15 protein-coding genes are annotated in these 22,687 nt (G+C 44.9%); 13 read left to right on the top strand and 2 right to left on the bottom strand.

From position 1 onward, the window contains the following. Positions 1-154: 154 nt before the first annotated feature. Positions 155-2,146 (top strand): methyl-accepting chemotaxis protein, encoded by a 1,992-nt coding sequence (locus ACEN2L_RS06650; protein WP_441742689.1) that lies wholly within the window; start codon positions 155-157, stop codon positions 2,144-2,146. Positions 2,147-2,213: 67 nt separating this feature from the next. On the opposite strand, the gene ACEN2L_RS06645 is transcribed toward ACEN2L_RS06650, so the two are convergent. Next, entirely contained in the window at positions 2,214-2,972 is a 759-nt protein-coding gene (locus ACEN2L_RS06645; protein ID WP_441742687.1) for a hypothetical protein, read from the bottom strand. A gap of 300 nt (positions 2,973-3,272) precedes the next feature. Here ACEN2L_RS06645 and ACEN2L_RS06640 point away from each other — a divergent pair, with 300 nt between their 5' ends. From ACEN2L_RS06640 to ACEN2L_RS06590, 11 genes are all read left to right on the top strand, one after another. Next, on the top strand, positions 3,273-4,142 hold the full coding sequence (locus tag ACEN2L_RS06640; RefSeq protein ID WP_441742685.1) for an alpha/beta hydrolase: 870 nt from the start codon (positions 3,273-3,275) through the stop codon (positions 4,140-4,142). Positions 4,143-4,281: 139 nt separating this feature from the next. Then, positions 4,282-5,667, top strand: a complete 1,386-nt coding sequence (locus ACEN2L_RS06635; RefSeq protein WP_441742683.1) for an FGGY-family carbohydrate kinase — start codon at positions 4,282-4,284, stop codon at positions 5,665-5,667. Positions 5,668-5,910: 243 nt separating this feature from the next. Continuing rightward, positions 5,911-6,696, top strand: a complete 786-nt coding sequence (locus tag ACEN2L_RS06630) for a DeoR/GlpR family DNA-binding transcription regulator (protein ID WP_441742682.1) — start codon at positions 5,911-5,913, stop codon at positions 6,694-6,696. Positions 6,697-7,008: 312 nt separating this feature from the next. Continuing rightward, positions 7,009-9,201, top strand: a complete 2,193-nt coding sequence (locus ACEN2L_RS06625) for a bifunctional rhamnulose-1-phosphate aldolase/short-chain dehydrogenase (RefSeq protein ID WP_441742680.1) — start codon at positions 7,009-7,011, stop codon at positions 9,199-9,201. A gap of 16 nt (positions 9,202-9,217) precedes the next feature. Next, positions 9,218-10,507: an L-rhamnose catabolism isomerase gene (rhaI, locus tag ACEN2L_RS06620; RefSeq protein WP_441742678.1), complete on the top strand. Its 1,290-nt coding sequence runs from the start codon at positions 9,218-9,220 to the stop codon at positions 10,505-10,507. 75 nt (positions 10,508-10,582) lie between these two features. After that, positions 10,583-11,539, top strand: coding sequence for a glycoside hydrolase family 43 protein (locus tag ACEN2L_RS06615; RefSeq protein ID WP_441742676.1), 957 nt, complete (start codon positions 10,583-10,585; stop codon positions 11,537-11,539). A gap of 6 nt (positions 11,540-11,545) precedes the next feature. Beyond that, the gene (locus tag ACEN2L_RS06610) at positions 11,546-14,035 is read left to right on the top strand and encodes a glycosyl hydrolase 115 family protein (protein ID WP_441742674.1); all 2,490 of its coding nucleotides are present in this window, start codon (positions 11,546-11,548) and stop codon (positions 14,033-14,035) included. Positions 14,036-14,288: 253 nt separating this feature from the next. Further along, entirely contained in the window at positions 14,289-14,885 is a 597-nt protein-coding gene (locus tag ACEN2L_RS06605; RefSeq protein WP_441742672.1) for a class I SAM-dependent methyltransferase, read from the top strand. Positions 14,886-14,896: 11 nt separating this feature from the next. Continuing rightward, a complete protein-coding gene (locus tag ACEN2L_RS06600; protein WP_441742671.1) occupies positions 14,897-16,417 on the top strand; it encodes a S24 family peptidase in 1,521 nt (506 codons plus the stop codon). Between the two features lie 464 nt (positions 16,418-16,881). After that, entirely contained in the window at positions 16,882-18,426 is a 1,545-nt protein-coding gene (locus ACEN2L_RS06595; RefSeq protein WP_441742669.1) for a rhamnogalacturonan acetylesterase, read from the top strand. A gap of 71 nt (positions 18,427-18,497) precedes the next feature. Further along, the gene (locus ACEN2L_RS06590) at positions 18,498-19,340 is read left to right on the top strand and encodes a sugar phosphate isomerase/epimerase family protein (protein ID WP_441742667.1); all 843 of its coding nucleotides are present in this window, start codon (positions 18,498-18,500) and stop codon (positions 19,338-19,340) included. 31 nt (positions 19,341-19,371) lie between these two features. Here the strand turns inward: ACEN2L_RS06590 and ACEN2L_RS06585 are convergent, their stop codons facing one another. Continuing rightward, entirely contained in the window at positions 19,372-19,503 is a 132-nt protein-coding gene (locus ACEN2L_RS06585; protein WP_441742665.1) for a hypothetical protein, read from the bottom strand. Between the two features lie 163 nt (positions 19,504-19,666). On the opposite strand from ACEN2L_RS06585, the gene ACEN2L_RS06580 reads away from it, so the two are divergent. Beyond that, on the top strand, positions 19,667-22,654 hold the full coding sequence (locus ACEN2L_RS06580) for a TonB-dependent receptor (RefSeq protein WP_441742663.1): 2,988 nt from the start codon (positions 19,667-19,669) through the stop codon (positions 22,652-22,654). Positions 22,655-22,687: the final 33 nt, after the last annotated feature.

The raw sequence follows: 22,687 nt of genomic DNA, 5'->3' as shown, positions 1-22,687 counted from the left end.
GCTATTTATTAAGATAGTTGTTGATTTTTTATCCTATTTTGTCTGTCTCTGCCGATAGAAAAAGCGTTACATTTGATGTGTTACACCTTGTTGGCTAAACGCCGCGTTACCGATAAACCAATACAAATTCACCCAAAAAATAAAGGCGATAACTATGGATAAAAAAGCGTTATTAATATCGAGTAAAGCGAGTTTTCTCAGTGCAGGTTTACTTGTGACCGCCATCGTACTCATTTATGTGGTGATGCAAACGCTTGCCCTGCCACTGATGCAAAAAGAGGTAGAAAAAAAAGAGTTACTGCGGGTATTAGCAAGCGCAAACGAGGTGAGAACTGAGCTGAGCAAGGGAGCCGTGGTAACGCAAAGTATCGCTGCGCTGGCGCAAACAGTGCCATTACAAGAATCGGCGTTTTTACAAATATTCCCCACTATCATTGACCATTTTGGCAACACTAATATAGCGGGAGGTGGCATTTGGCCTGAACCCAATATGTTCAGTAACGGTGTAGAAAGAAATGCATTTTTTTGGGCGCGCAACCAGACAGGGCAGTTAGAAAAAGTGGATGATTACAATCAAGCCGATGGTAATGGTTATCACAATGAAGCTTGGTATACCGTGGGGCGCACCTTAAGAGCAGGGCAATGCGCTTGGTCAGAAGCCTACGAGGATACTTCCAGTGGCACCGCGATGGTGACTTGCACCGTACCCATTAATCGAGAGGGTCGTTTTTGGGGAGTGGCTACGGTGGACTTAATGTTGGCCGGATTAGACCAGTTGTTTCAACGTCAAAATCAAGAATCCGGTGGCTTTAGTTTTGTGCTAGGACAGGGCCAACAAATCATCAGCTTTCCTAGCATCCGCTCTAACTCGTTGGATATGTTGAAACTTGATGAGGTTGCAGCCAAAGACAGTAGTTTAAGGCCACTGCAAACGGCAATAAATAGCGGCCAAGCGATAAGTGAGCTGCCAAAGGGAGTGGTTAAAGGTAGTGCGTCTTTGTTAGCTGTATTGGATATGCCCGACGAAGGTTTAAAAATAGGGATAGTACTGCCAGATGAAATTATTCAAGAGCCTGTGAACAATTTGAGCTTGAGCCTGTACGCTACCTTAATTCCAATGATTTTGCTCTTTGTGGGTATCTTGATTTTTAATGCTAATAAGGTCATGGCTTGGGTCAATGAAACGACTGAGCAAATACGCATGCTCATTAGTGGAGGAAGTACTGCAAAACTGCGTATTGAACGCTTGGATGAAATCGGTAAATTGAAAGAAGCAGTCAACCTATATGGCGAGCATTTAAATGGTTTGTTAGGTCAAATTGCCGAAGAGGCTTCTGAGTCAAAAGTACGGGCTAAACAATTAAGTGATATGGCATCAGTATTGAAAGGGCGAGCAGAATCACAACTAACCGAAAATAATATGTTAGCAGCCGCCATCACTGAAATGTCTGCCAGTGCAGCTGAAGTAGCACAAAATACTAAAGCCACCTCTGAATCTGTGGATGAAACACAAGGTTTGGTCCATCGTCGTATGGATGACGTCATCGAAAATAGCAAAGCCAATGAAGCCTTGTCAGCGGTGTTGCAGCAAACGGCGGATATTATCAATCGATTGGCGTCAGATGCTCAACAAATGGGAGCAATGTTAGACGTGATAAAAAGCATTTCTGAGCAAACCAATTTACTGGCTCTGAATGCCGCAATTGAAGCAGCACGAGCAGGTGAGCAAGGCAGAGGATTTGCTGTCGTCGCAGATGAGGTGCGTACCTTAGCAGGACGCTCACAAGAGTCAGCCAATAAAATAGAAGGAATGATTGCCCAACTTCAATCTTCTGCGGCGAAAGGTGTGGAGGTGATTGTCAGTTCACAATCGATGTCAATTGAGTCTTTGAAGCGTAGCGAAAAGGTTATCGCCGGATTCAGAGAAATTATTGAGGTGTTTACCGGTATTGGGCAAAGTACTTCGCAAATCGCAGTGGCGGCCAGTGAGCAATCCAGTGTGTCTGGTGAGATTAATCACCTCGCAGAGAGTATCAGGATGAGTAACGATCTGAATTCAAAAGATGCGAGCGAATTAGCCCGAGTGAGTCAATCGTCTTCAGAGTTATCTAATCGTTTGTACGAATTAAGTAAAGGTCACCGTTAAGCTTATTATTCACCTTTGACGATAGGCTCAAGATCGTTGTCTTGAGCCTATCTTTCGTCAACAGAGCTTATAACGCGAGTAACTTGGCTTTTATCTGCTCTTGATAGATGCGATCACCTAACAGTGCGTGGTCAAACTCGGGGCAGTGTTTAATCTCATCTTCGCTTAAAGTGCACACTACCTTTTGCTCTAACCAATTGATCTCTTTGATGTGTTTAGGAGCAATTAGCACTTTTTTACCACCGGGCAGTAATTGATGGGTGTCAACAATAATCAAGGGGATCTCCCAGTTGTTGGTGTCGAGGATAAGATCGTGTATTTGCCCAAATTCCCCGTCACTCGCTTTGATGGTATAGCCCTGAAGTTCGTCAATAGAGCGAAGGTGATTACTTTCGACGCCCTCCACTAATACAGAACGAGACAGCTCCTCCGCGCTACGAGCGGGGGTAATTTGTGACAGTGCAGTAGGATGAGCGTATTCACCCCACGCGCCGGGGCCTGTCCAATAATAGCCATAACCAAAATATCTGTAATACAGTTCTTCGTATTCTCGTGAAACGGTTAAATGGTCATCAACAGAGGGGCTGTCTTTGACCATTTGCTTCGTTAAGTTCACTTCGATTTTTTCATTTTCGATATCAAAACGACTCAACGAGATGGGAGAAATTAATACTTTATCGCCTAATGGCAGCCATCTGTGCGTGTCGGCATACATATATCGAATTGTCCACGCTCGGTCGTCAAATAGAAAATCTTTACTTACTCCAATGTCGCCATCAGTAGCGGCAATAGTGAATCGTTTAATATCTCGTAATCCTGCATACATAGTATTTCTCCACAATGAAATGACTTAAGTCTCTCAAAATTTTTACTCACCAAGTAATGCAGCAAAGTTCAGACCACACTCAGCATAAGCTGATTTACAAGGCTTGTGGGTGCTAAGAGTTGTTTTAGATGAGCGATACGGGGTAAATATTTCCATGGGCTGTGTAATATTTTCAGGTAATAAAACCTCTCGTTGTTGGTATTGTGATAAAAATGACTTTCACTTCTTGCCGCTTATTCGATTGATTCTGTGCTGCAGCTTCTTTATTTTAGGGCTACCCAGTTGAAACAAGAGCGAAAAATGTCTTTCTCTAAATCCGATACTTGCTTTGTTATAAGTTGCATTTTAGCCATGATGACCATGGTAGTTTCCCTTGACGCAACGAGCGCCGAACAGCAAGTGACCTTAAAAAACGGCCTGCTTGCTATACATAATGATGGCGTAGTTACGGGGCAGAATACCAAGGTTAAGGGTGCTGTGCTGCTGATCCATGGTTGGGCGAGTCAGATGAACGAAGTGGGTGATATGTTTCAGCACTTAGCTGCTGAACTTGCTGACCACGGTTACGCTTCGCTTCGTATCAATATTCGCGGAGAAAGTGAACGAGAACTCACGCAATATACCTTAACGAGCACCTTTGCCAGTCGTATCGACGATGCACAAACTGGTTTGAACTATTTGCGCCAAACCTATCCACAAGAGCAAATTGGTGTTGTGGGATTTAGCCTAGGCGGGTCCACCGCATTGGCTTTGGTAGGAAAGAATCCGCAAGCCATAAAAAGTGTGGTGCTGTGGTCTAGTGCCGGTGATCCTGCAGATTTAATGACAGAAATGTCACCTGCGTTAATTCAACAGGTATTAAAGGAAGGTGAAGGGAAAATGCAATCTTGGGTAGAATTAACTATCACGCGTCAGCACCTATTAGGTTTGCTGGGTTATGATGTTTTTACGCCCTTAAAAAACTATTATGGCGCACTGCTGTCGATTCGCGGCAGCGATGATTTTGTAAAACCACAAGAAAATAGCATTTTTGCTGCCTCTCACGCCCAGCCTCAAGAATTTTATTTACTCAGTGGGGCCGACCATATATTTCGTGTGTTCGACCCTCAAAAGGATTATGCCAAAAGGGTCATTACTCACACCCTGCATTGGTTTACACAAACTCTGTAAGACAAAGACGAATAAATGCCACAGACTTTGGCGCATTTTTAACGCACTGAGGCTGACCCGTCTTTTAATAGACAAATTGTGAAAACAATGTAAACATTCGAATATTGATTGATTTTGACTGATTATGGTTGGTGTTGAAGTGAGTGAGCAAGTTACCTTAGTATTTGATATTGGTAAAACCCATGTGAAATTGCAGGTTGTAGATTGTAATTTGCAGCCGCTGATTGAGGCTAAGACAAAAAATCAGGTGCTTCAAGGGCAGCCTTATCCGCAGGCTGATGTTGAGGGCATTTGGCATTGGTTAGTCGCCACCTTATCTGACTGGACGATAACCGAGTCCATCACTGATATCGTAGTAACCACACATGGTGCGACTGCGGCCCTAGTCAATCCCGCTTTATCACATGAACGCGCGCTCACTTTGCCTATCCTCGATTATGAATATAACGATATCAACGAGTTTGCCGCTGAATACAATCAGCTTAGGCCTGATTTTTCTGAGACCTTTTCACCTGCTCTGCCCGCAGGCTTAAATCTGGGGCGACAATTGTTTTGGTTGAGCCGAAAGTTTCCTCATGAATTTGCGCAAGCCAGCCATATTCTTATGTACCCGCAATATTGGATTTGGCGCTTAACCGGCCACTGCAGCACAGAAGTCACGTCTTTAGGCTGTCATACCGATTTGTGGGCGCCGGCCACCAAGCAGTATTCTTCGTTAGTGAAAAAATTGGCTTGGTCGAAGCGATTAGGTAAACCTACTAGTGCGTGGTTAGAGGTCGCAAAGGTGCAAGCCTCCGTGGCCCATTTAACAGGTTTATCAGCTCACTGTCGTGTGTTTGGTGGATTGCATGATAGTAACGCCAGTTATTTACGCTATCTACAGTCTCAGAATAAACAAGATTTCACTGTGATCTCAAGTGGCACATGGACCATATTGATGTCATCTGCACAAGGAGTGAGCTTAGACGAGAGCAAAGACATGCTAGCCAACGTCGACGTCAACGGTCATCCTGTGGCGTGCGCGCGCTTTATGGGTGGCAGAGAATACGAGACTATTTGTGCCAAGTTGGGCGGTGATGTTGTGCAAGATGAGTCCGAGCAGGCTTTACTGCACGTACTCCAACAGCAGTTTATGGTAACGCCTGATTTTAGCGAAGGTAATGGCCCCTTTGGAGGTAAGATTCCGGTGATTCAAGCGCCTGCTAAGAGTCAGTATGCCCAAGCGATTGCAACGCTGTACTGCGCTTTAATGATTGATTATCAATTAAGTCGGCTTAATGCCTGCGGTAATATTTATATTGAAGGGGCGTTTATCCAAAACCGGCTGATGTGCCAATTAGTTGCGCAGTTGCGCCAAGATCAATCTCTGTACTTGTCGTCAGATGGCAGCGGCACAGTGCAAGGCGCTGCCATGCTAAGCCAATGGCACAAAGCCAGTGCGGCTTTACATCACGACAGGTGTTATGCCAGTGAGTTTGATGAACTTATCGCTTATAAACAGCACTGGTTAACTTTACTTAGTTGATTTTTATCATGCGTGGTTTGCACATCTTTTTGATTTAATTTGAGTCTTAATCAATCAAAAAATTATAACTTGATTGATTATGATGATAATGTTGTATACTTTTGTAACTTATGCAGGAATTTTGATTTTAACTGAGTAAATGAGGCTGTATTGTGCCGTTGGCTAGTTACCTTATTATCGCTTCTTGCAGCCATTAGGATATAGCGGTTAGTGTCTCGTTAGCCGCACGACTGGAGAGTGTTTATGTTAGAAAAACAGCGCCAACAGCTTATTTTAGATTTGCTTGAAGAAAATACCTTTGCCAGTGTTAAAGTGTTGTGTGAACAACTCAACTCCTCTGAAGCGACCATTCGACGTGATTTAAATAAACTGGCCGAAACCAAACAAATCAAGAAAATTCGTGGCGGCGCCGAAGTCCTTGCAGCAAAAGACAAAGTCGTTCGGAAAATCTCTGGTAGTGCTTTTTTAGCCGCCAAAGAACGCCATCCCAATACAAAACGCCGCATAGCGCAAAAAGCCGTTGAGTTATGCGCTGACGATGAATCCATCATCATCAATGGTGGCAGTTCTACCTATATGATGGCAGAGTTTTTACGCCAGCGGCGCATGAATATTTTGACTAACTCTTTTGTATTAGCGCAAGAGTTACTAGAAAACAGCGACAATCAGATTACCTTGCCGGGCGGTGAAATTTACCGTAAACAAAGCATCATCTTGAGTGCTTTTGAAAACGACACTATCCAGAATTATCACGGCAGTAAAATGTTCATGGGTACGCCAGGTATAAGCGAATATGGCGTGATGGAGACCGATCCGCTTCTTATAAGAGCAGAGCAAAAACTGCGCAAGCGCGCGGAAAAACTAATTGTATTGGCTGATAGTTCTAAAATAGGCATCAAAGGCAATTTAATCTTTAGTGCCCTAAGTGACGTGGATATTGTGATAACCGACAGCCATGCCGACCCAGAAATTCTCGCCATTTTTAAGCGTGAAGGCATTGAAGTTATCATTGTTGAAGCTTCAGATTAAGCATCTAAACCCTCTCACAACTCCATAGCGAGTTACCCCTTTCTGTTGGCCACCAACCTATCATCTGATGTTGGTGGCTCAGGGCTTTTGCTGTTTACTCAATTCTTTGCAGTCATGTTTGTCCTCACTCTTTGAGTCTGATGGCTAGCCTAGGCTTTGCTGCCTGATTCATAATTTTCATTTTCAGCATAAAATCGTCATTCAGTGATTGAATATGATTGACAAAGATTAAATCAGATGTATATTGATTGTTAATGTATTGTGTTATTTTTTATGCACGTTATTTTTAGCCCTAGCAATCAGGAATCATCAATGGCATACCAACCAAGCGAATTTAGACACGTAAAGTATCTTTGGGAAGATGAAGTCGCAGACAAACTCGAGCCAGTAGAAAACTTGGTCTATCGCTCTAATAAATTAGGAGAAGACCAGCGTATTACTAATACGGGTGGTGGTAATACCTCAGCAAAATTGATGGAAACCGATCCTTTAACAGGTGAGCAAGTAGAAGTGCTCTGGGTAAAAGGCTCAGGGGGTGACTTACGTACCTCGAAAAAAGAAAATTTTTCTTCTTTATACGAAGACAAATTACATTCCCTAGACACCATTTATCAAAGCTTGCCAGAAAAAGGCTACAAATCGGCTGGCGAAGACGCCATGGTGGGCATGTTTAAACATTGTAATTTTTGTTTGAACCCCCGTGCCTCTTCTATTGATACGCCCTTGCATTCGATGATTTCTGAAAAGCATATCGATCATTTACATCCAAATGCCGTCATCGCTGTGGCATCTTGTAAAGACCAAGAAGCCTTAACCGCCAAAATTTGGGGTGGTAAGTTAGCGTATGTGCCGTGGATGCGCCCTGGTTGGGAAGCTGCCAAGGTATGTGAAGACGCCTATGCCGCTAATCCACAAATTGAAGGTATTTTACTGGGCCAGCATGGCCATACTAACTGGTCATCAGAAAGTAAGTCATGTTACGAAACCTCTTTGTGGGTAATCGAAACAGCCGCTCGCTACATTGAACAACACGACAAAGGCGAACAGACCTTTGGTGGGCAAAAATACCAAAGCATGAGCGTCACACAGCGGAATGCCTTATTAGTGGAGTTTTTGCCAGTAGCTCGTGGTTTGTTGTCAGATAAAGTGAAGTTTATTGGTACGGTGCAAACCGATGATACCACCTTACGTTTTGTAAATAGTCATGATGCCAAACGACTTGCTGCCTTAGGCACCTCGTGCCCTGACCATTTTCTTCGCACTAAAATTAAACCACTGTTGGTTGAATTTGATCCACAAAATGACAGTTTCGATACCCTAGTCGCCAACTTTAAAGCTGGTTTGGCACAGTATCGTGACGACTATGCCGAATACTATAATCAGTGTAAACGCGATGACTCTCCCGCCATGCGTGACCCCAGCCCTACGGTGGTGTTAATTCCGGGTGTAGGTTTAATTGCATGGGGTAAAAACAAAAGTGAATCTCGGGTTACTGCTGAATTTTATAACTGTGCCATTGAGGTGATGCGTGGCGCTGAAGCCATTAGTGAATATACCGCTTTACCCGTACAAGAAGCCTTTGATATTGAATATTGGGCTTTAGAAGAAGCCAAGTTACAACGCATGCCTGCAGAAAACCCCTTAGCCCGAAACGTGGTTGTGGTGATTGGCGCAGGTGACGGGATTGGAAAAGAAACCGCACATCGCGTAGCAAAAGAAGGCGCTCATGTGGTTTGCGCTGACTTACGTACCGAGGCAGCTGAAGTGACAGCCGCTGAGTTGACGGCAAAATACGGGCAAGGCATTGGGGTGGCTGGTTCAGGTATTTCAAGTTGTGGCCCCGCCATTGCGCTGGGTGTTGACATTACCAAGCGCGAAAGCGTTAAAGCGATGTTCGACCAAGTCATTTTGGCTTATGGCGGTATTGATAATGTGATTGTCACCGCAGGCGTCTTTATTGCTGAAGGCGATGATTACACCAAAAATGACCAAATTTTTGATTTGAGTTTTGGGGTTAACGTCAAAGGCGGGTATGTTGTTGGGTCTGAAGCAAATCACATTTGGCAGCGTCAAAATATGAAAGGCTCTATGGTGCTTACCACCAGCGTTAATGCGGCCGTTTCGAAAAAAGGCTCATTGGCCTACGATACCAGTAAGGCAGCAGCAAACCATTTAGTGCGCGAGTTGGCCGTGAGTTTTGCACCTCTTGTTAACGTCAACGCCCTTGCACCCGCAACTGTTGTGCAAGGAAGTACCATGTTTCCTCGAGATCGCGTGATTTCTTCACTCAGTAAATACAATATTGCCTTTGAAGAAAGCGAAGACACAGACGCCCTACGCACTAAATTAGCCAATTTTTATGCGCAGCGTACCTTAACCAAGCAAGCTATTACCCCAGCAGACCAAGCTGAAGCTGCCTATTTATTAATTTCAGGGCAATTAAGCAAAACAACCGGTCAAGTCATAAGCGTAGATGGTGGCTTACATGAAGCCTTCTTACGTTAATTAGGAATAAGTGAACATGCAAAGAATTGAAAAAAGTTTTATTGAAGAGCAAAACCAACGCCATATCGATGATTTAAACAAAGATTTCTCGTATTTGGGTGAAAAGTTATCACGCAGTGGTATTGATATTGAAACCGTCACGGCGGCGGCCGAAAAATTCCAAATTGCCGTGCCTTCATGGGGTACGGGCACTGGTGGTACGCGCTTTGCGCGTTTTCCAGGAGTGGGCGAGCCGCGCAACATCTATGAAAAACTAGAAGACTGTGCAGTAATTAACGATATGTCGGCCTGCACTGACAGTGTTTCGCCGCATTTTCCTTGGGATTGTGTAGATGATTTCAGTGAGTTAAAACAGAAGTCTGATGAATTTGGTTTGTCATGGATTGCGGTCAATTCAAATACCTTTCAAGATCAACAAGGTCAGGCTCATTCTTATAAATTTGGTAGTTTAAGTCATACTGATGCAGCAACGCGCCAACAAGCAATTGAACATAACCTTGATGTCATCAAATGGGGGCAAGCGTTAGGCGCTAAGAGTTTAACGGTGTGGGTGGGTGATGGCTCAAACCATCCTGGTCAGCAGCATTTTCAACGTTCTTTTGAGCGCTATTTAGAAAGTATGAAAAAGATTTATGCTGAGTTACCCTCAGACTGGGAAATGCATATCGAACACAAGATGTTTGAACCGGCGTTTTACTCAACGGTTATTCAAGACTGGGGCAGCAATATCTTAGCCGCCATGGAGCTTGGACCTAAGTGTAAATCGTTGGTTGACCTAGGCCACCACGCGCCAAACGTCAATATTGAAATGATAGTATCGCGCCTGATCCAGTTTAAAAAGTTGGGTGGATTCCATTTTAACGACAGTAAATACGGCGATGATGATCTCGACAGTGGCTCGTTGCATCCCTATCAGCAATTCTTGATTTTCAATGAATTAGTGGATGCCGAAGCCCGCCAGCAAGAAGGCTTTGCTCCGGCTTACATGTTGGATCAATCACACAATGTCACCGATCCAATTGAAAGTTTGATTAACTCTGCTGCTGAAGTACAACGCTCGTATGTTAAAGCACTATTGATTGACCGTGACGCACTTTACGGCCATCAAACTGCCAACGATGCCATCATGGCCAGCAACGAACTTAAAAAAGCCTTTAACTTAGACGTGTCACCCATATTGGCCATGGCACGTTATCGGGCTGGCGGCGCGATTGAACCGATTGCCACCTATCGTCAGTCCGGTTATCGCCAGTTAGTCGCCAAATCACGTCCTTCAACGGGCGGTAATACCTCAGGTATTGTGTAAAGCGTTTTGTTCAATGTGTCCTGTCAAAGGCTGGCTTTTCGTCAGCCTTTTTTTATCAGCAGAACGGAAGTGAAAATGGCTAAGATATTGCGTTTTGCCACACTTTTGGTGGCCATACAGGTGTTGTTCGCTTGTGGAAAACACGATCAGCGCTTACCGGCCGATGATGTGTATTTATTTTCGTCTTTTCGCGGTAATGGCGAGGATGGCTTGCACCTAGCCTACAGTCATGATGGCTTGGTATGGCAGGCTTTAAATAATGAGCAAAGCGTATTAACCCCGCAAATTGGTGGCAAGTTGCTGCGAGATCCATGCATTATTCTTGGCCCCGATAATATCTTTCACATGGTATGGACCACCGGATGGGAAGATAAGGGCATCGGCCTTGCGCACTCTAGCGATCTTATTCATTGGTCTGCACAACAATACCTCGCTGTTATGGCTGACTTTCCTACTGCCCGCAATGCGTGGGCACCAGAAATAACCTGGGATGAGTTAACACAACAATATTTCATTTACTGGGCATCAACGATACCTGGTACTTATCCGCAAACAGAAGCGAGTGCAGACAAAGGCTGGGATCACCGTATATACGCAACCACCACCCAAGATTTTACGCACTACACCCCCACAAAACTTTTTTATCAGCCTGATTTCAACGTCATCGATGCCACCATTGCCAAGGTTGCTAACGATTATGTGATGATCGTCAAAGATGAAACGCGCTATCCGCCGGCAAAAAATATGTTAATGGCAACTGGCCCATCCATGGAGGGGCCTTGGCTCCTCAATGCAATTCCATTTTCGCCCAAAGACACATGTGTTGAAGGCCCCACCATGTTAACAACCCATGAAGGTCACTACGTTTATTTTGACCAATACACAGAGCATCGTTATGGCGCTATGTACACCAAAGATTTTCAGCAGTGGCAAAATGTGTCTGAGCACTTAGTCATGCCTGAAGGGAGTCGTCATGGCTCAGCTTTGCGTGTGTCCGCAGTCCAGTTCAACGCATTGCAACAGCTTAGGTAACTATCAATGAATCAAACCTATTTTAAGCCCATATGTCTGCTAATTTTTGCCTGTTGTTATTTACCTTTTTTATCGGTGTTTGCTCAACATAAGGCAACTAAACCGCCAACTACATTTGAGTTTGTCGGCTTACAGCAGGTGAGCGAGTTTTACATTGATAACGAGGCTGACCCGCTCATTAAGTGGGCGGTTAATCAATTGCTTGACGATATCCATACCATCACTGGGCGTCGTCCAACCTTAAATCAAGTGAAACAGATGCCAGCAGAAGGCGTACTGATAGGTCAGCTAAATGATGACATAGTGCAGCATGCAAATTTACCCCGTGACCAGCACCAAGGCTTACAAGGCAAGTGGGAACATTTTACCTTCACCCTTGGTGCAAAAAATCTTCTCATCGTTGGCAGTGATGTGCGCGGTACCGTTTATGGGGTATTTGAACTAGCCGAACGCTTGGGAGTGTCACCCTGGCAATGGTGGGCCGATGTTACGCCTACGCCGCAAAAAATCCTCACTGTGGATTTTGCTGATATTCAGACAATTCAGGGCCCGTCGGTACAATATCGTGGGGTATTTTTAAATGATGAAGACTGGGGCTTGCGACCATGGGCAGCCAAAACTTTCGATCCAGATTCAGCAAATATAGGCCCGCTCACCTACGAAAAAATATTCCAATTACTGCTGCGCCTTAAAGCCAACACAGTGTGGCCTGCCATGCATCCAGGTACGGAAGGATTTTTTACCGTCAGTGGAAATCCGCAAATGGCGGCGAAGTATCATATTGTGGTGGGCAGCTCTCATGCCGAACCGATGCTACGCAATAACGTAGCAGAGTGGGATCACGCCACGCAAGGCGACTATAACTACTTTACCAACAAGGCCAAAGTGGATACCTATTGGCAGCAACGCATCGAAGAAGTAAAAAGCACCGATACTCAGATCATGATGACTTTGGGTATGCGTGGCGTGCACGATAGCAAAATGGAAGGCGCCGAATCACAAGCAGACTCTATTGCCATATTACAAGATATTTTGCGTACTCAGCGTCAGATGCTGGCATCGACCCTAAACAAGCCTATCACTGATATTCCGCAGGTATTTATTCCCTACAAAGAAGTGCTGCCACTATATGATGGCGGCTTACAGGTACCTGAAGATGTGACCTTAATGTGGACCGACGATAACTACGGTTACATCCGCCGTTTAAGCGAAGGCGCTGAGCTGCAAAGACCGGGCGGCAGTGGCGTTTATTATCATCTGAGTTATTGGGGGCGGCCCCATGATTACTTGTGGTTAAGTACCACACAGCCAGGCCTTATTTGGTACGAAATGACCCGAGCCTATGCAAACGGCGCTGACAAAATTTGGATAGCTAACGTTGGAGATATCAAACCGGCTGAATACACCACAGAGTTTTTTCTTGATTTAGCCTGGAACATCGAAGGCATTAGCGCTGAAAGTATTGCCACTCATTTACGCAATTGGGCCGCGCGGGAGTTTGGCGACGCCGTAGCTGAAGAAGTGAGTGACATGATGAGCGAATACTATCGTTTGGCCATGTTACGTAAACCTGAATACATGGGCTGGAGTCAAACCGAACCCACCACAAAAACGCAAATCAGTGAATTTAGCGACATAGAAGCACAAACGCGTATTAGCGCTTATCATCGGCTCACACAGCAAGTTGCTAAGCTGGGTAAACGTATTCCTCAACACCGGCAAAGCGCCTGGTTTGAACTAGTGGCATATCCTGTTCAGGCCGCCGCGGCGATGAACAACAAGTTTTTATATCAACAACTCCTTGCCAACAGTGCATCGCCAACACAGCGCGAGGTGTATAAGCAAGCTGCTCTGCAAGCTTATACACAGATACAACAATTAACTGAACACTATAATCAGTTAGCGCAAGGTAAGTGGCAATATATGATGTCGATGGCCCCGCGAAACCTACCGGTGTTTCACGCGCCTACCTTTGATTTTGTGAAAAGCGCCACTGAGCAAACAATAGACAAAAGCCAAACTGTGTATCTTAACGCCAAAGAGTATGCCCGACACTCTCAACAGCCAAAGGTGCAATGGCAGGCAGTTCAAGGGCTGGGCTACAGCAATGCAGCAATGACATTAAGCCCATTTAAAGCGGAATATTTTGAGCAGCAACAACCTTGGTTGGAATATGACATCAATATCAAAGAGCCTGGTGATTATCAGCTCGAACTGCGTTTTTTGCCCACCCATGCGAATGACTTTAATCATCAAGTAAGCGTTGTTATAAACGGTAAAGCACTAAGCAGTAGCAAGCTTAATACCCAAGGCAGAAGCGAAGAATGGAAAACCAATATATTGCGAAATAGTCAAAACCTAGGCTTACCCTTTACTGTTAAGCAGCCAGGTTTGCACACCATCCGTTTAGCGTTTAATCAAACCGGTATAGTGTTAGACCAACTAGCGATTTATCCGGCCAGTCAGCGGCCTTTTTATGAAATTCCTGCTGCATAATAGTATCTGTACCGCCCTATACCAACCCCTGTTGGGCGGCCCATCAACAGCGATAATCATCCAATAGTACAAGGCCCTTGTAACCGTGTTACTCAGGGCCGAAACATTCAACAACAAACAGTCTGATTTTGAGTTAGCGTCGAGCGTAAAATACTGGGCTAGATTATTTCACAGTGATATCGCCAATAAATAGTTTATACCCAGTAAACAGCCGTGTTAGATTTAGTTAACTGTTGCTATCAAAAGCTGAATAATGTTCGATAAAACAATCGATTACTACAACCTACATGCCGATAGTTTTGCCGCGTCTACGGCTTTGCTGGATATGTCTGCCTTGTACGCTGAATTTTTACCGCTGCTAAAACCTAAAGGCCATATTTTGGATGCTGGCTGCGGCAGTGGGCGTGACGCCAGCTACTTTAAACAACAGGGTTTTACCGTTATCGCCTTTGATGCCAGCCAAGAATTAGTCAATATAGCCAGCATAAACCTACAGCAAAAGGTTGAGTTAACAACCTTTCAGCAAATAGAATCACAAGAGCAATATGACGGTATTTGGTGCTGTGCCAGCCTGTTACACGTTGCCAAAGCAGAATTGTCCGACGTTTTTGCCCGCTTACAACGGGCCATGCGGCCCAGCGCAGTGCTGTACGTATCGTTTAAATACGGCACGGCAGAGCGCGAACAAGACGGCCGTTTATTTACTGATTTAAACCAAGAATTATTAAACACGCTGCTGGCCACTCAGAGTCGTCTTAAACTACTTAAAAGTTGGCAAACTCCCGACATTCGCCCCGAGCGCAGCCATGAAAGCTGGTTAAATGCTCTTATCCGTAAAGAGCCCATCTAGACGTGGCGGGCATGCAGCAACAACTCGATTTTATTGCCTACATTCAGCGCATGCTGGCAGAAGGCGATTTTGCTGCAACCTATAAATTTGCACTGCTGCACGCCATTGCCGACATGTGTATTGAACACCCGCTGCAAGATTCAAACAGTGAGTTAGTGATTACCTTAGATGAATTAGTCGATAAGTTTATTGTGCTTTACTGGCATCATGCAGCGCCATTTTCCCCTGCAAAAAGTGGCGATGGCGGCTTGTTAAAACAAAATAGTGGTAGGCAGTCTAAAGTAATCAGCGTGTTATATGAGAGCCAGCAAAATAATATCCGCAATATTCGTCAACTAAAACAAAGTGCTTACTGGCCACAGATTTATCGCGCTACGCTGACAACCATTAAAACTGGGCCCTTGTGGCGTTTGCAAATTTTATCCAAACAGGCAGAATGTTTTTTGTATCCGCACACCAACAACAGCAAGTTTATTAAACTCAATGCTGGTATAGCGTACTCGTTTCGCCGTTTTTATGACTTGGTGGTGCATCTGACTAAAAATGCTTGGCTGCAAAAAATTCAAAATATCAAAGAAAATCAGCAAGTGTTAGGCGCACAAAGCCAGCTTCATGATTTCTTGTTTGGGCTTGACCGCAACGCGCTCAACAAAGCTCGTCCAGTACTAATCGAAATCCAGCGAGGCCAATGTTTTTATTGTCATAAACCCTTAAATTTAAAGCAAACGGAGGTTGACCATTTTATTCCCTTTGCCCGTTACTCTACTGATCTTGGTCATAATTTTGTGGCGGCTCACAGCGCATGCAATAACAGTAAGCGCGACCATTTAGCGGCGCGCGTTCATCGTGATAATTGGCAAGAACAAAACTTGGTTAAACATGCGGCGCTGTTAAATACCGAACTAAGCGCTTACTTTTACTGCGATGTCAAAAAATCGTTGGCTGTTAGCGACTGGGCCTATTCGGTGGCGCAAGTTAACGGTGCCAAACTGTGGTTAAACAAAGCACAATTTGTGCTTGCTAGTAGCGGCTCAGCGGTCATTCAAACCGCTGTACCCAATACTACAACTATAACGGCGGCCAACGACAGTCTTGAAACTGCTGATAACGATGGGGCTGTACTCCTTAGCTATTACCCAAATATCAAAATCGCTTGTGGGCATTTTAAAACAGGCGATGCCAGCGATGCTGAGCAGTGTGTCGCGCCAATAGGGCATGGCGAGCTCAACCCGCAAAAGCATTTTTTAGCCCGTGCTAGCGGTAATTCGATGAACGGTGGTAAAAACCCGATTGAGGATGGCCAATTATTATTGCTAGAACTGATCAGCCCAGTCAGCGCAGGCTCGTTGCAAAATTGCACCGTGGTTATCGAAAATCAAGATCAAAGTGGCGATGATCAATACCTGTTGCGTGATGTTAAAAAAGTCGCCGAAGGTGAGTATCTATTGATTGCCAAAAACCCCGATTATGCGCCACTACCAGCCACCGAGAGTATGCGAACCTTAGCAAGATTAAAGGGCATAGTTGAGTGACCTCTTAGCGCAGTTCGGCACTGGCTATTGCCTATTGCTTTGCAGCAATGACCTAGCCTGAAAGCTCAGCCAGATAACGGTGGGCTTCGGCGTTTTTTTATACATGTCACCGTTTTGATGTATAGAAAAAGTGATTTTGCTTATCTATTCCCTACGTTTCATCATCATTCCAATTAACAAAAACACGCGCAATCACCACTAGTTTTACTGAGTTCATTCAGCACCCCATCTGTACTTTTGTGTTGATATGACTGACTTAACTGCATCTAACGCAGCATAAGATGTGTTGCATCAATTCTATTTAACTTTTTCTTACCCTGTTAACAAGTTTGTAATAACAGTGTTGAATCGGCACTTTCACTCATATACAATCAAAAATAATCATTATTGTGAATTTTCATCCAGCCTGGTGGCTTTATATGCCGAGTGTTACGTTTTAACAGGCTTAATCGAGAGTAAAATATATGCCGCGTTTTTTTGCCCCATTTATTGTTGCCGTAAGTTTGTTATGCCTGATTAATCTGGCATGGGCTGAGCAGCCAAAGCCCGCATGGCAGCCTCATACTATCTTTGTGGCGGGTGATTCAACGGCGGCCACTTATAACGATCCGCAGCATCAGGGCTGGGCAGCCGTATTGGATAAGTACTTGGACAGTAGTGTGGTTAAAGTGGATAACCGCGCGCGGGGTGGCCGCAGTACGCGCACGTTTATTAGCGAGGGTTTGTGGCAAAAGCTGATTGACGATGTGCAGCCTGGCGATGTGGTGTTAATTCAGTTTGGCCATAACGATGCCAGTGCAGTGAATGACGATAGTCGCGCGCGAGGTACCTTGCCGGGTCTTGGTGATGAGAGTGTAGATATTCATAATTTGCTGAGCAAACAAGATGAGAGGGTCTATACCTTTGGCCACTATATACGCCAAATGGTGGCAGAGGTAAAAGCCAAACATGCTACGCCTATTTTATTGTCGCTTACGGCTCGAAATATCTGGCAACAAGGTCGTATCGAACGCGGTTCAGGTCAATACGGTGGCTGGATGTATCAATTATCATGGGAGTTAGACACTGCGTTTATTGACGTAAGCAATCCGGTTGCTGACGCACTTGAAGCTATGGGCATGGAACAAACCGCTGCACTGTACACCAAAGACCATACCCATTTTAATGCCCTTGGCGCCGAGTTACATGCATCGACCATTATCGCTGCGTTAAAAGGGCTAAAACCTACCTTAGATGACCAGTGGTATTCAGAATTGGGCCGCAACGTCGCAGCTGCGCAATATACGTGGTTACGCCAACCTTTTGTGACCAATGCTCATTTACCGAGCATTTTTATGGTAGGTGATTCTACCGTGCGCAATGGTGCCGGAGATGGTGCTAACGGCGAGTGGGGCTGGGGAGATTTTATCAAAGAGCACATTAGTGACAAACAGTTCAACCTGGTTAATCGGGCAATTGGTGGTCTCAGTAGTCGTACTTTTGTGACAGGCGGTCACTGGCAACGGGCTTTAAATATGATGAAGCCGGGTGACTATGTACTCATTCAATTTGGGCATAACGACAATGCGCCGCTAAATGACGATAAACGTGCACGGGGCACGATCAAAGGCCTTGGCTTTGAATTTGAAGTGATTAATAACCTGGTTACGGGTGACGTTGAAACCGTGCATAGTTATGGCTGGTATTTACGAAAAATGATAGGCGAGGCGCGTGCACTAGGAATTACCCCGATTATTTGCTCGCCCGTACCACGTAAAATATTTCAAGATGATGCACCGCGCATTGACCGAGCAGTCAATAGCTATCCCCAATGGGCGCAGCAAGTAGCACGGCAAAGTGGCACTCTGTTTATCGATTTACACAGCCTTATCGCCCAGCAATATGACGTATTAGGTCAGGCTAATGTCGCGCCCCTGTTTGCTGACAAACATACGCATACCAGTGAGGCGGGTGCCAAACTGACTGCGGCAACGGTAGCGAAAGAGCTGCACTTCATCTTAGGACGCTAGCCCTAAAACTCACTTATATTTCAGGGTAAGCAGGTGGTTGCTGCCCTGCATCACTTTGGAAGAATATTGTTATGCTTAATATCGGATTACGCGCCCATGATTATGGCCAAGGCACACCTACTGAAATTGCTGCAAAACTCGCCCCATTCGGCCCCTCTTGTATTCAATTAGCCCTCGCTAAGTCCTTTCCTTTTATTGGTGAGCAGCCGGGTCAACTTAGCCCAGGCTTGGCTAATCATGTGCGTGATGCCTTTGCCGCACAAGGTATTAATATAGCGGTGCTGGGCTGTTATATTAATCCGATTCATCCTGATCCAGTTATTAAAGAGCTGTCACTGCAGCGCTTTGAAGAGCACCTGCGTTTTGCCCGTGATTTTGGTTGTGCCATTGTGGGTACCGAAACAGGCTCGCGTAATGCCGATTGTACTTATCACCCTGATAGCCAAAGTGAAGAAGCGTTCTTGGAGTTGGTTGCATCGGTAAAACGCCTAGCGATTACCGCTGAAAAATACGGCAGTATTGTGGGTATTGAAGGCGTGGCCCATCATCATGTGGTTCACTCGTATGCCAAGATGGTGCGAATGCTGGACTTGGTTAACTCCCCTAATGTGCAAATAATCTATGACCCCGTTAACTTTTTTCCGCTTGAAGAATGTGCACAACAAGAACAGTTGATGGACCAAGCCTTTGAATTGTTTGGTGAGCGTATCGTTGCCATTCACTGTAAAGATTTTGTGCTGGTGGATGGTTTAAAATCCGGTGACTTACCCTCTGGTACTGGTCTAATGAATCATCAACATTTAATTAACTTAATAAAAAAACGTAAGCCTTTTATTCATACCATATTAGAAAGTACTCACCCTGAAAATGTCGAAAAAATAATGACCTTGCTCCACAGCCTCGCACAAGACTAATCACTTCCCTCAAGCCAAATGTCAACGAAGGTCATTTTGTCGTCGTCAAAATGACCTCGGTTAAGGTGTTAATTTCTGGCTTAAACCCTGTTGGTAAAGGCGTTTCAGACTTTCTCGACGCATGTAAACGTTTAACCAGACCATCGAGAAAAACAATATTCATATATGAACTTAGTGATTATTAATGGCTGTTAATGATTGCTAATGATTGATTGTTGTTGACGTTGACATTTAGGGCAATTAGGATACGCCCTGTAAACAAAATATTAACAATCGTATTTTGTAAATAACAATTAACCCAACCTGCTAACATCACAGAGGCGACAATGACACACATCAAGCAGCGTATTGCCCTAGGCTCGCAAAGTCCTTTAATCCCCTTTACTAGAAAGGCAATTGCGAGTCACATTACTTCGATTCTTTTTGCAACGGCGACATTTGGAGCCCTTGCTGCAAATTCGGCTTATGCACAAGAAACGACTGCAGTTACCAGTCAAACCTCTGCTGAGCAAAGCAAAGAAGAAACTGAAGTGATTGAAGTCACCGGTATTCGGTTTAGTCAGCGCAGTGCGCTGGATCGTAAAAAACAAGCCGGAACCATGCAGGATTCTTTGGTGGCTGAAGATATCGGTGAATTTCCAGATAAAAACGTAGCAGAAGCATTACAGCGCATTCCCGGTATTCAGCTAGCCCGGGATCAGGGCGAAGGTGCGTCTGTCAGTATCCGTGGTGTTGACCCACAATTGTTACGCGTTGAAGTGAATAGTGTCGGTGCCTTGGGTATGGGCGGATCACGCGCGGTCGATTTCCGTGATATGGCCTCTGAATTAGTTAAATCTTTGGACGTAATTAAAGGCTCTGAAGCACGTCTGACCGAAGGCGGTATAGGCGGTACAATTCAAGTTAATACCCGTAAGCCTAACGAATTTAAAGAAGATTTTTTCTCGGTGTCAGGCGAAGGCCAGTATAACGATTTGATTGGTGACGTTATGCCTAAATTCAACCTGACCGGTGTACACAAATTCAGTGACGATTTTGGTGTTTTACTGAATGTGACCGGCGCGGATAAAACCACGCTGACTCATGCCTTGCGAAATACCGAATGGGCACGTTTTGCCGACTATGATAACTCGCCTGAAAAAACTGTAGTTGATCCAAGCTTTGCATCGGTCACTGATAAAGCCGATTGTGCAACCAGTTCTAATCAAGCTAACTGTGAAGCGCAGTGGTTAGATTTTAACCCTTATTTACCCCGCTATGGTATGTGGCAGCGTCAGGAAGAGCGCATATCTGCCAATGCCATGGTGCAGTATGCGTTTAATGACATGTTCTCGGCCCATGCCAGCTATACCTACAACATGCGCGATAAAACAGCCAAAGACATTAACTTACAGTTCGAAACCCAGTCTACTGCCCGGATCAAACCCGAATCAGTCGTGGTCGATGACCTGCATAACGTGCGTTATTTTGAAACTGCCAATGCATCTATCAGTAACCGAGTATTAGAATTTGACTGGGACCAAAAATCAACCCAGTTTGAAACGGGTTTCCAATTTAGAAACGATGCATGGAGAGTAGAAGGAGTATTGGCACGTTCTACCACTGATCAAGATATTGATTCGCGCAGTGTCAGTGCCTGGGCCGGAGGTCTGGTTGACATGAAAGTCAGCTTAAACGACGAAGGTTTGTCAGCGCTGGATTTAACCGATGCTTATATCCGCAATCCCGATGATTTAACAGATACCTCCAACAAACTCGATATTAACGACCCCTATAGTTATGTCGGTGGTACCAGCTTCGATTACCGTCCTGCTAAGGACGAAAGTGAAGAAACCATGGGTAAAGTTGATGTTACCTATATTCCCGATTCTGATTTTTGGGTACTACTGCGCTCTGGTTATCAGCGAACAGAACAAAAATTTGCCAACTGGAATTACCGCTATGACATTGACCGCAACGTAGGCACAGCATACAACGGTGTGGTGTGGACCATTGAGGATCAGGCAGAACTGTTGGGCGGCAGAATGGTTGAAACCGACGAGTTTTTTAAAGGCTACGATTTAAGCGTTGACTCATTAGGTTCTTGGCTGGCGTTGGACTCACCGGCGGTATTGGAAGCGCTGCAGGCGGTTTCTGCTGACAATACCACTCGTGAAGACCTGAATGTTCAAAACGGCAACTATGATGTTTCAGTAAAAACACAGGCAGTCTATCTGCAGGCCAATTTTGAAAGCGAACTGATGGGCTTTACTTACTCGGGTAACTTTGGGATACGAGCGGTAGAAACTAAAAATGCCACCAACGGAAATGTGCGAATTAACGTCATCGTTGATGAGCTGGATGAAAATGGTGATCCAATCTTTAATGAGACCACCGGCACTTACCCATCGCGTCAAGTTCTTCCCGATGAAGAACATCCAGACTTTTTTCTTGGGCGTAAAACCATTGAATCTGACTACACGGATTATTTGCCCAGTTTTAACCTGAATGTTTCGTTGATCCCAGACGAACTGGTGTTTTATGTTGGCGTGGCAAAAGTGATGGCGCGTCCAATCATTACTGACATGAACGTAAATGCAACCTGTACCTTGCGTAAAAATACTCAGGCGCAAATTGACAATACGCCAGATAACTGTACGGCAGGTAATCCGGCACTTGAACCTTACCGCGCTAACCAGTTTGACCTGGCGCTAAACTGGTATCCGGATGAGGAGTCGATTGTATCGGTAGCGTACTTCACTAAAGATATCACTAGCTGGATCATTGACCCTGATACTCGCTTTGACGTGGACTTTTTTGGTGACGGAAGACTGTGGGATGTGCGTCAGAAATTGAATGGTAGTGGAGTAAAAACCAAAGGGCTTGAGTTCCAAGCTTCTACGGTATTTTCAATGTTACCCGAACCCTTTAATGGCCTTGGCGCAACGGCTAACTACACCTATATGGAAGCAGACAATGTTGGTCTTTTCAACCGTTTGACCGGAGAAGAGCTGGAGTTTCCCTCTCAATCTAAGGACAGTTACAACTTGACTGGCTTTTATGAAAATGAAAAGTGGAGTTTTAAATTATCGTATAACTTCCGCAGTGAATATTTAAGAAATGCGGCAGACCGTTCAGGTAATCCGGCTTATGTTGATGACGCAGGTTACCTTGACAGTAAGCTGACTTATACCGTGTCGCCTAATCTGAAAGTGTACGCGGATGCCCGTAACCTTACCGGTGAGGTCTATCATGTCAACGCAGGTCCTGGCCGTTCGTCAGATTTGCAATGGGCAGGTCGTGAGTACTCAGTTGGTTTTAGCTACAAACTGTAAAGGTTGAAAAACAGCCGCTTACTAACAGCCAGC

This window comes from Flavobacterium sp. W21_SRS_FM6, from assembly GCF_052119645.1.
Lineage (GTDB): Bacteria > Pseudomonadota > Gammaproteobacteria > Enterobacterales > Alteromonadaceae > Paraglaciecola.
This window is presented reverse-complemented; position numbering and strand designations above follow the sequence as displayed.

Coding starts and splice junctions, on each gene's coding strand:
- ACEN2L_RS06610 (WP_441742674.1), top strand. CDS start 11,546: ATGAATCAAACCTATTTTAAGCCCATATGTCTGCTAATTTTTGCCTGT.
- ACEN2L_RS06600 (WP_441742671.1), top strand. CDS start 14,897: ATGCAGCAACAACTCGATTTTATTGCCTACATTCAGCGCATGCTGGCA.
- ACEN2L_RS06640 (WP_441742685.1), top strand. CDS start 3,273: ATGTCTTTCTCTAAATCCGATACTTGCTTTGTTATAAGTTGCATTTTA.
- ACEN2L_RS06590 (WP_441742667.1), top strand. CDS start 18,498: ATGCTTAATATCGGATTACGCGCCCATGATTATGGCCAAGGCACACCT.
- ACEN2L_RS06580 (WP_441742663.1), top strand. CDS start 19,667: ATGACACACATCAAGCAGCGTATTGCCCTAGGCTCGCAAAGTCCTTTA.
- ACEN2L_RS06605 (WP_441742672.1), top strand. CDS start 14,289: ATGTTCGATAAAACAATCGATTACTACAACCTACATGCCGATAGTTTT.
- ACEN2L_RS06615 (WP_441742676.1), top strand. CDS start 10,583: ATGGCTAAGATATTGCGTTTTGCCACACTTTTGGTGGCCATACAGGTG.
- ACEN2L_RS06585 (WP_441742665.1), bottom strand. CDS start 19,503: ATGAATATTGTTTTTCTCGATGGTCTGGTTAAACGTTTACATGCGTCG.
- ACEN2L_RS06650 (WP_441742689.1), top strand. CDS start 155: ATGGATAAAAAAGCGTTATTAATATCGAGTAAAGCGAGTTTTCTCAGT.
- ACEN2L_RS06630 (WP_441742682.1), top strand. CDS start 5,911: ATGTTAGAAAAACAGCGCCAACAGCTTATTTTAGATTTGCTTGAAGAA.
- rhaI (WP_441742678.1), top strand. CDS start 9,218: ATGCAAAGAATTGAAAAAAGTTTTATTGAAGAGCAAAACCAACGCCAT.
- ACEN2L_RS06625 (WP_441742680.1), top strand. CDS start 7,009: ATGGCATACCAACCAAGCGAATTTAGACACGTAAAGTATCTTTGGGAA.
- ACEN2L_RS06645 (WP_441742687.1), bottom strand. CDS start 2,972: ATGTATGCAGGATTACGAGATATTAAACGATTCACTATTGCCGCTACT.
- ACEN2L_RS06595 (WP_441742669.1), top strand. CDS start 16,882: ATGCCGCGTTTTTTTGCCCCATTTATTGTTGCCGTAAGTTTGTTATGC.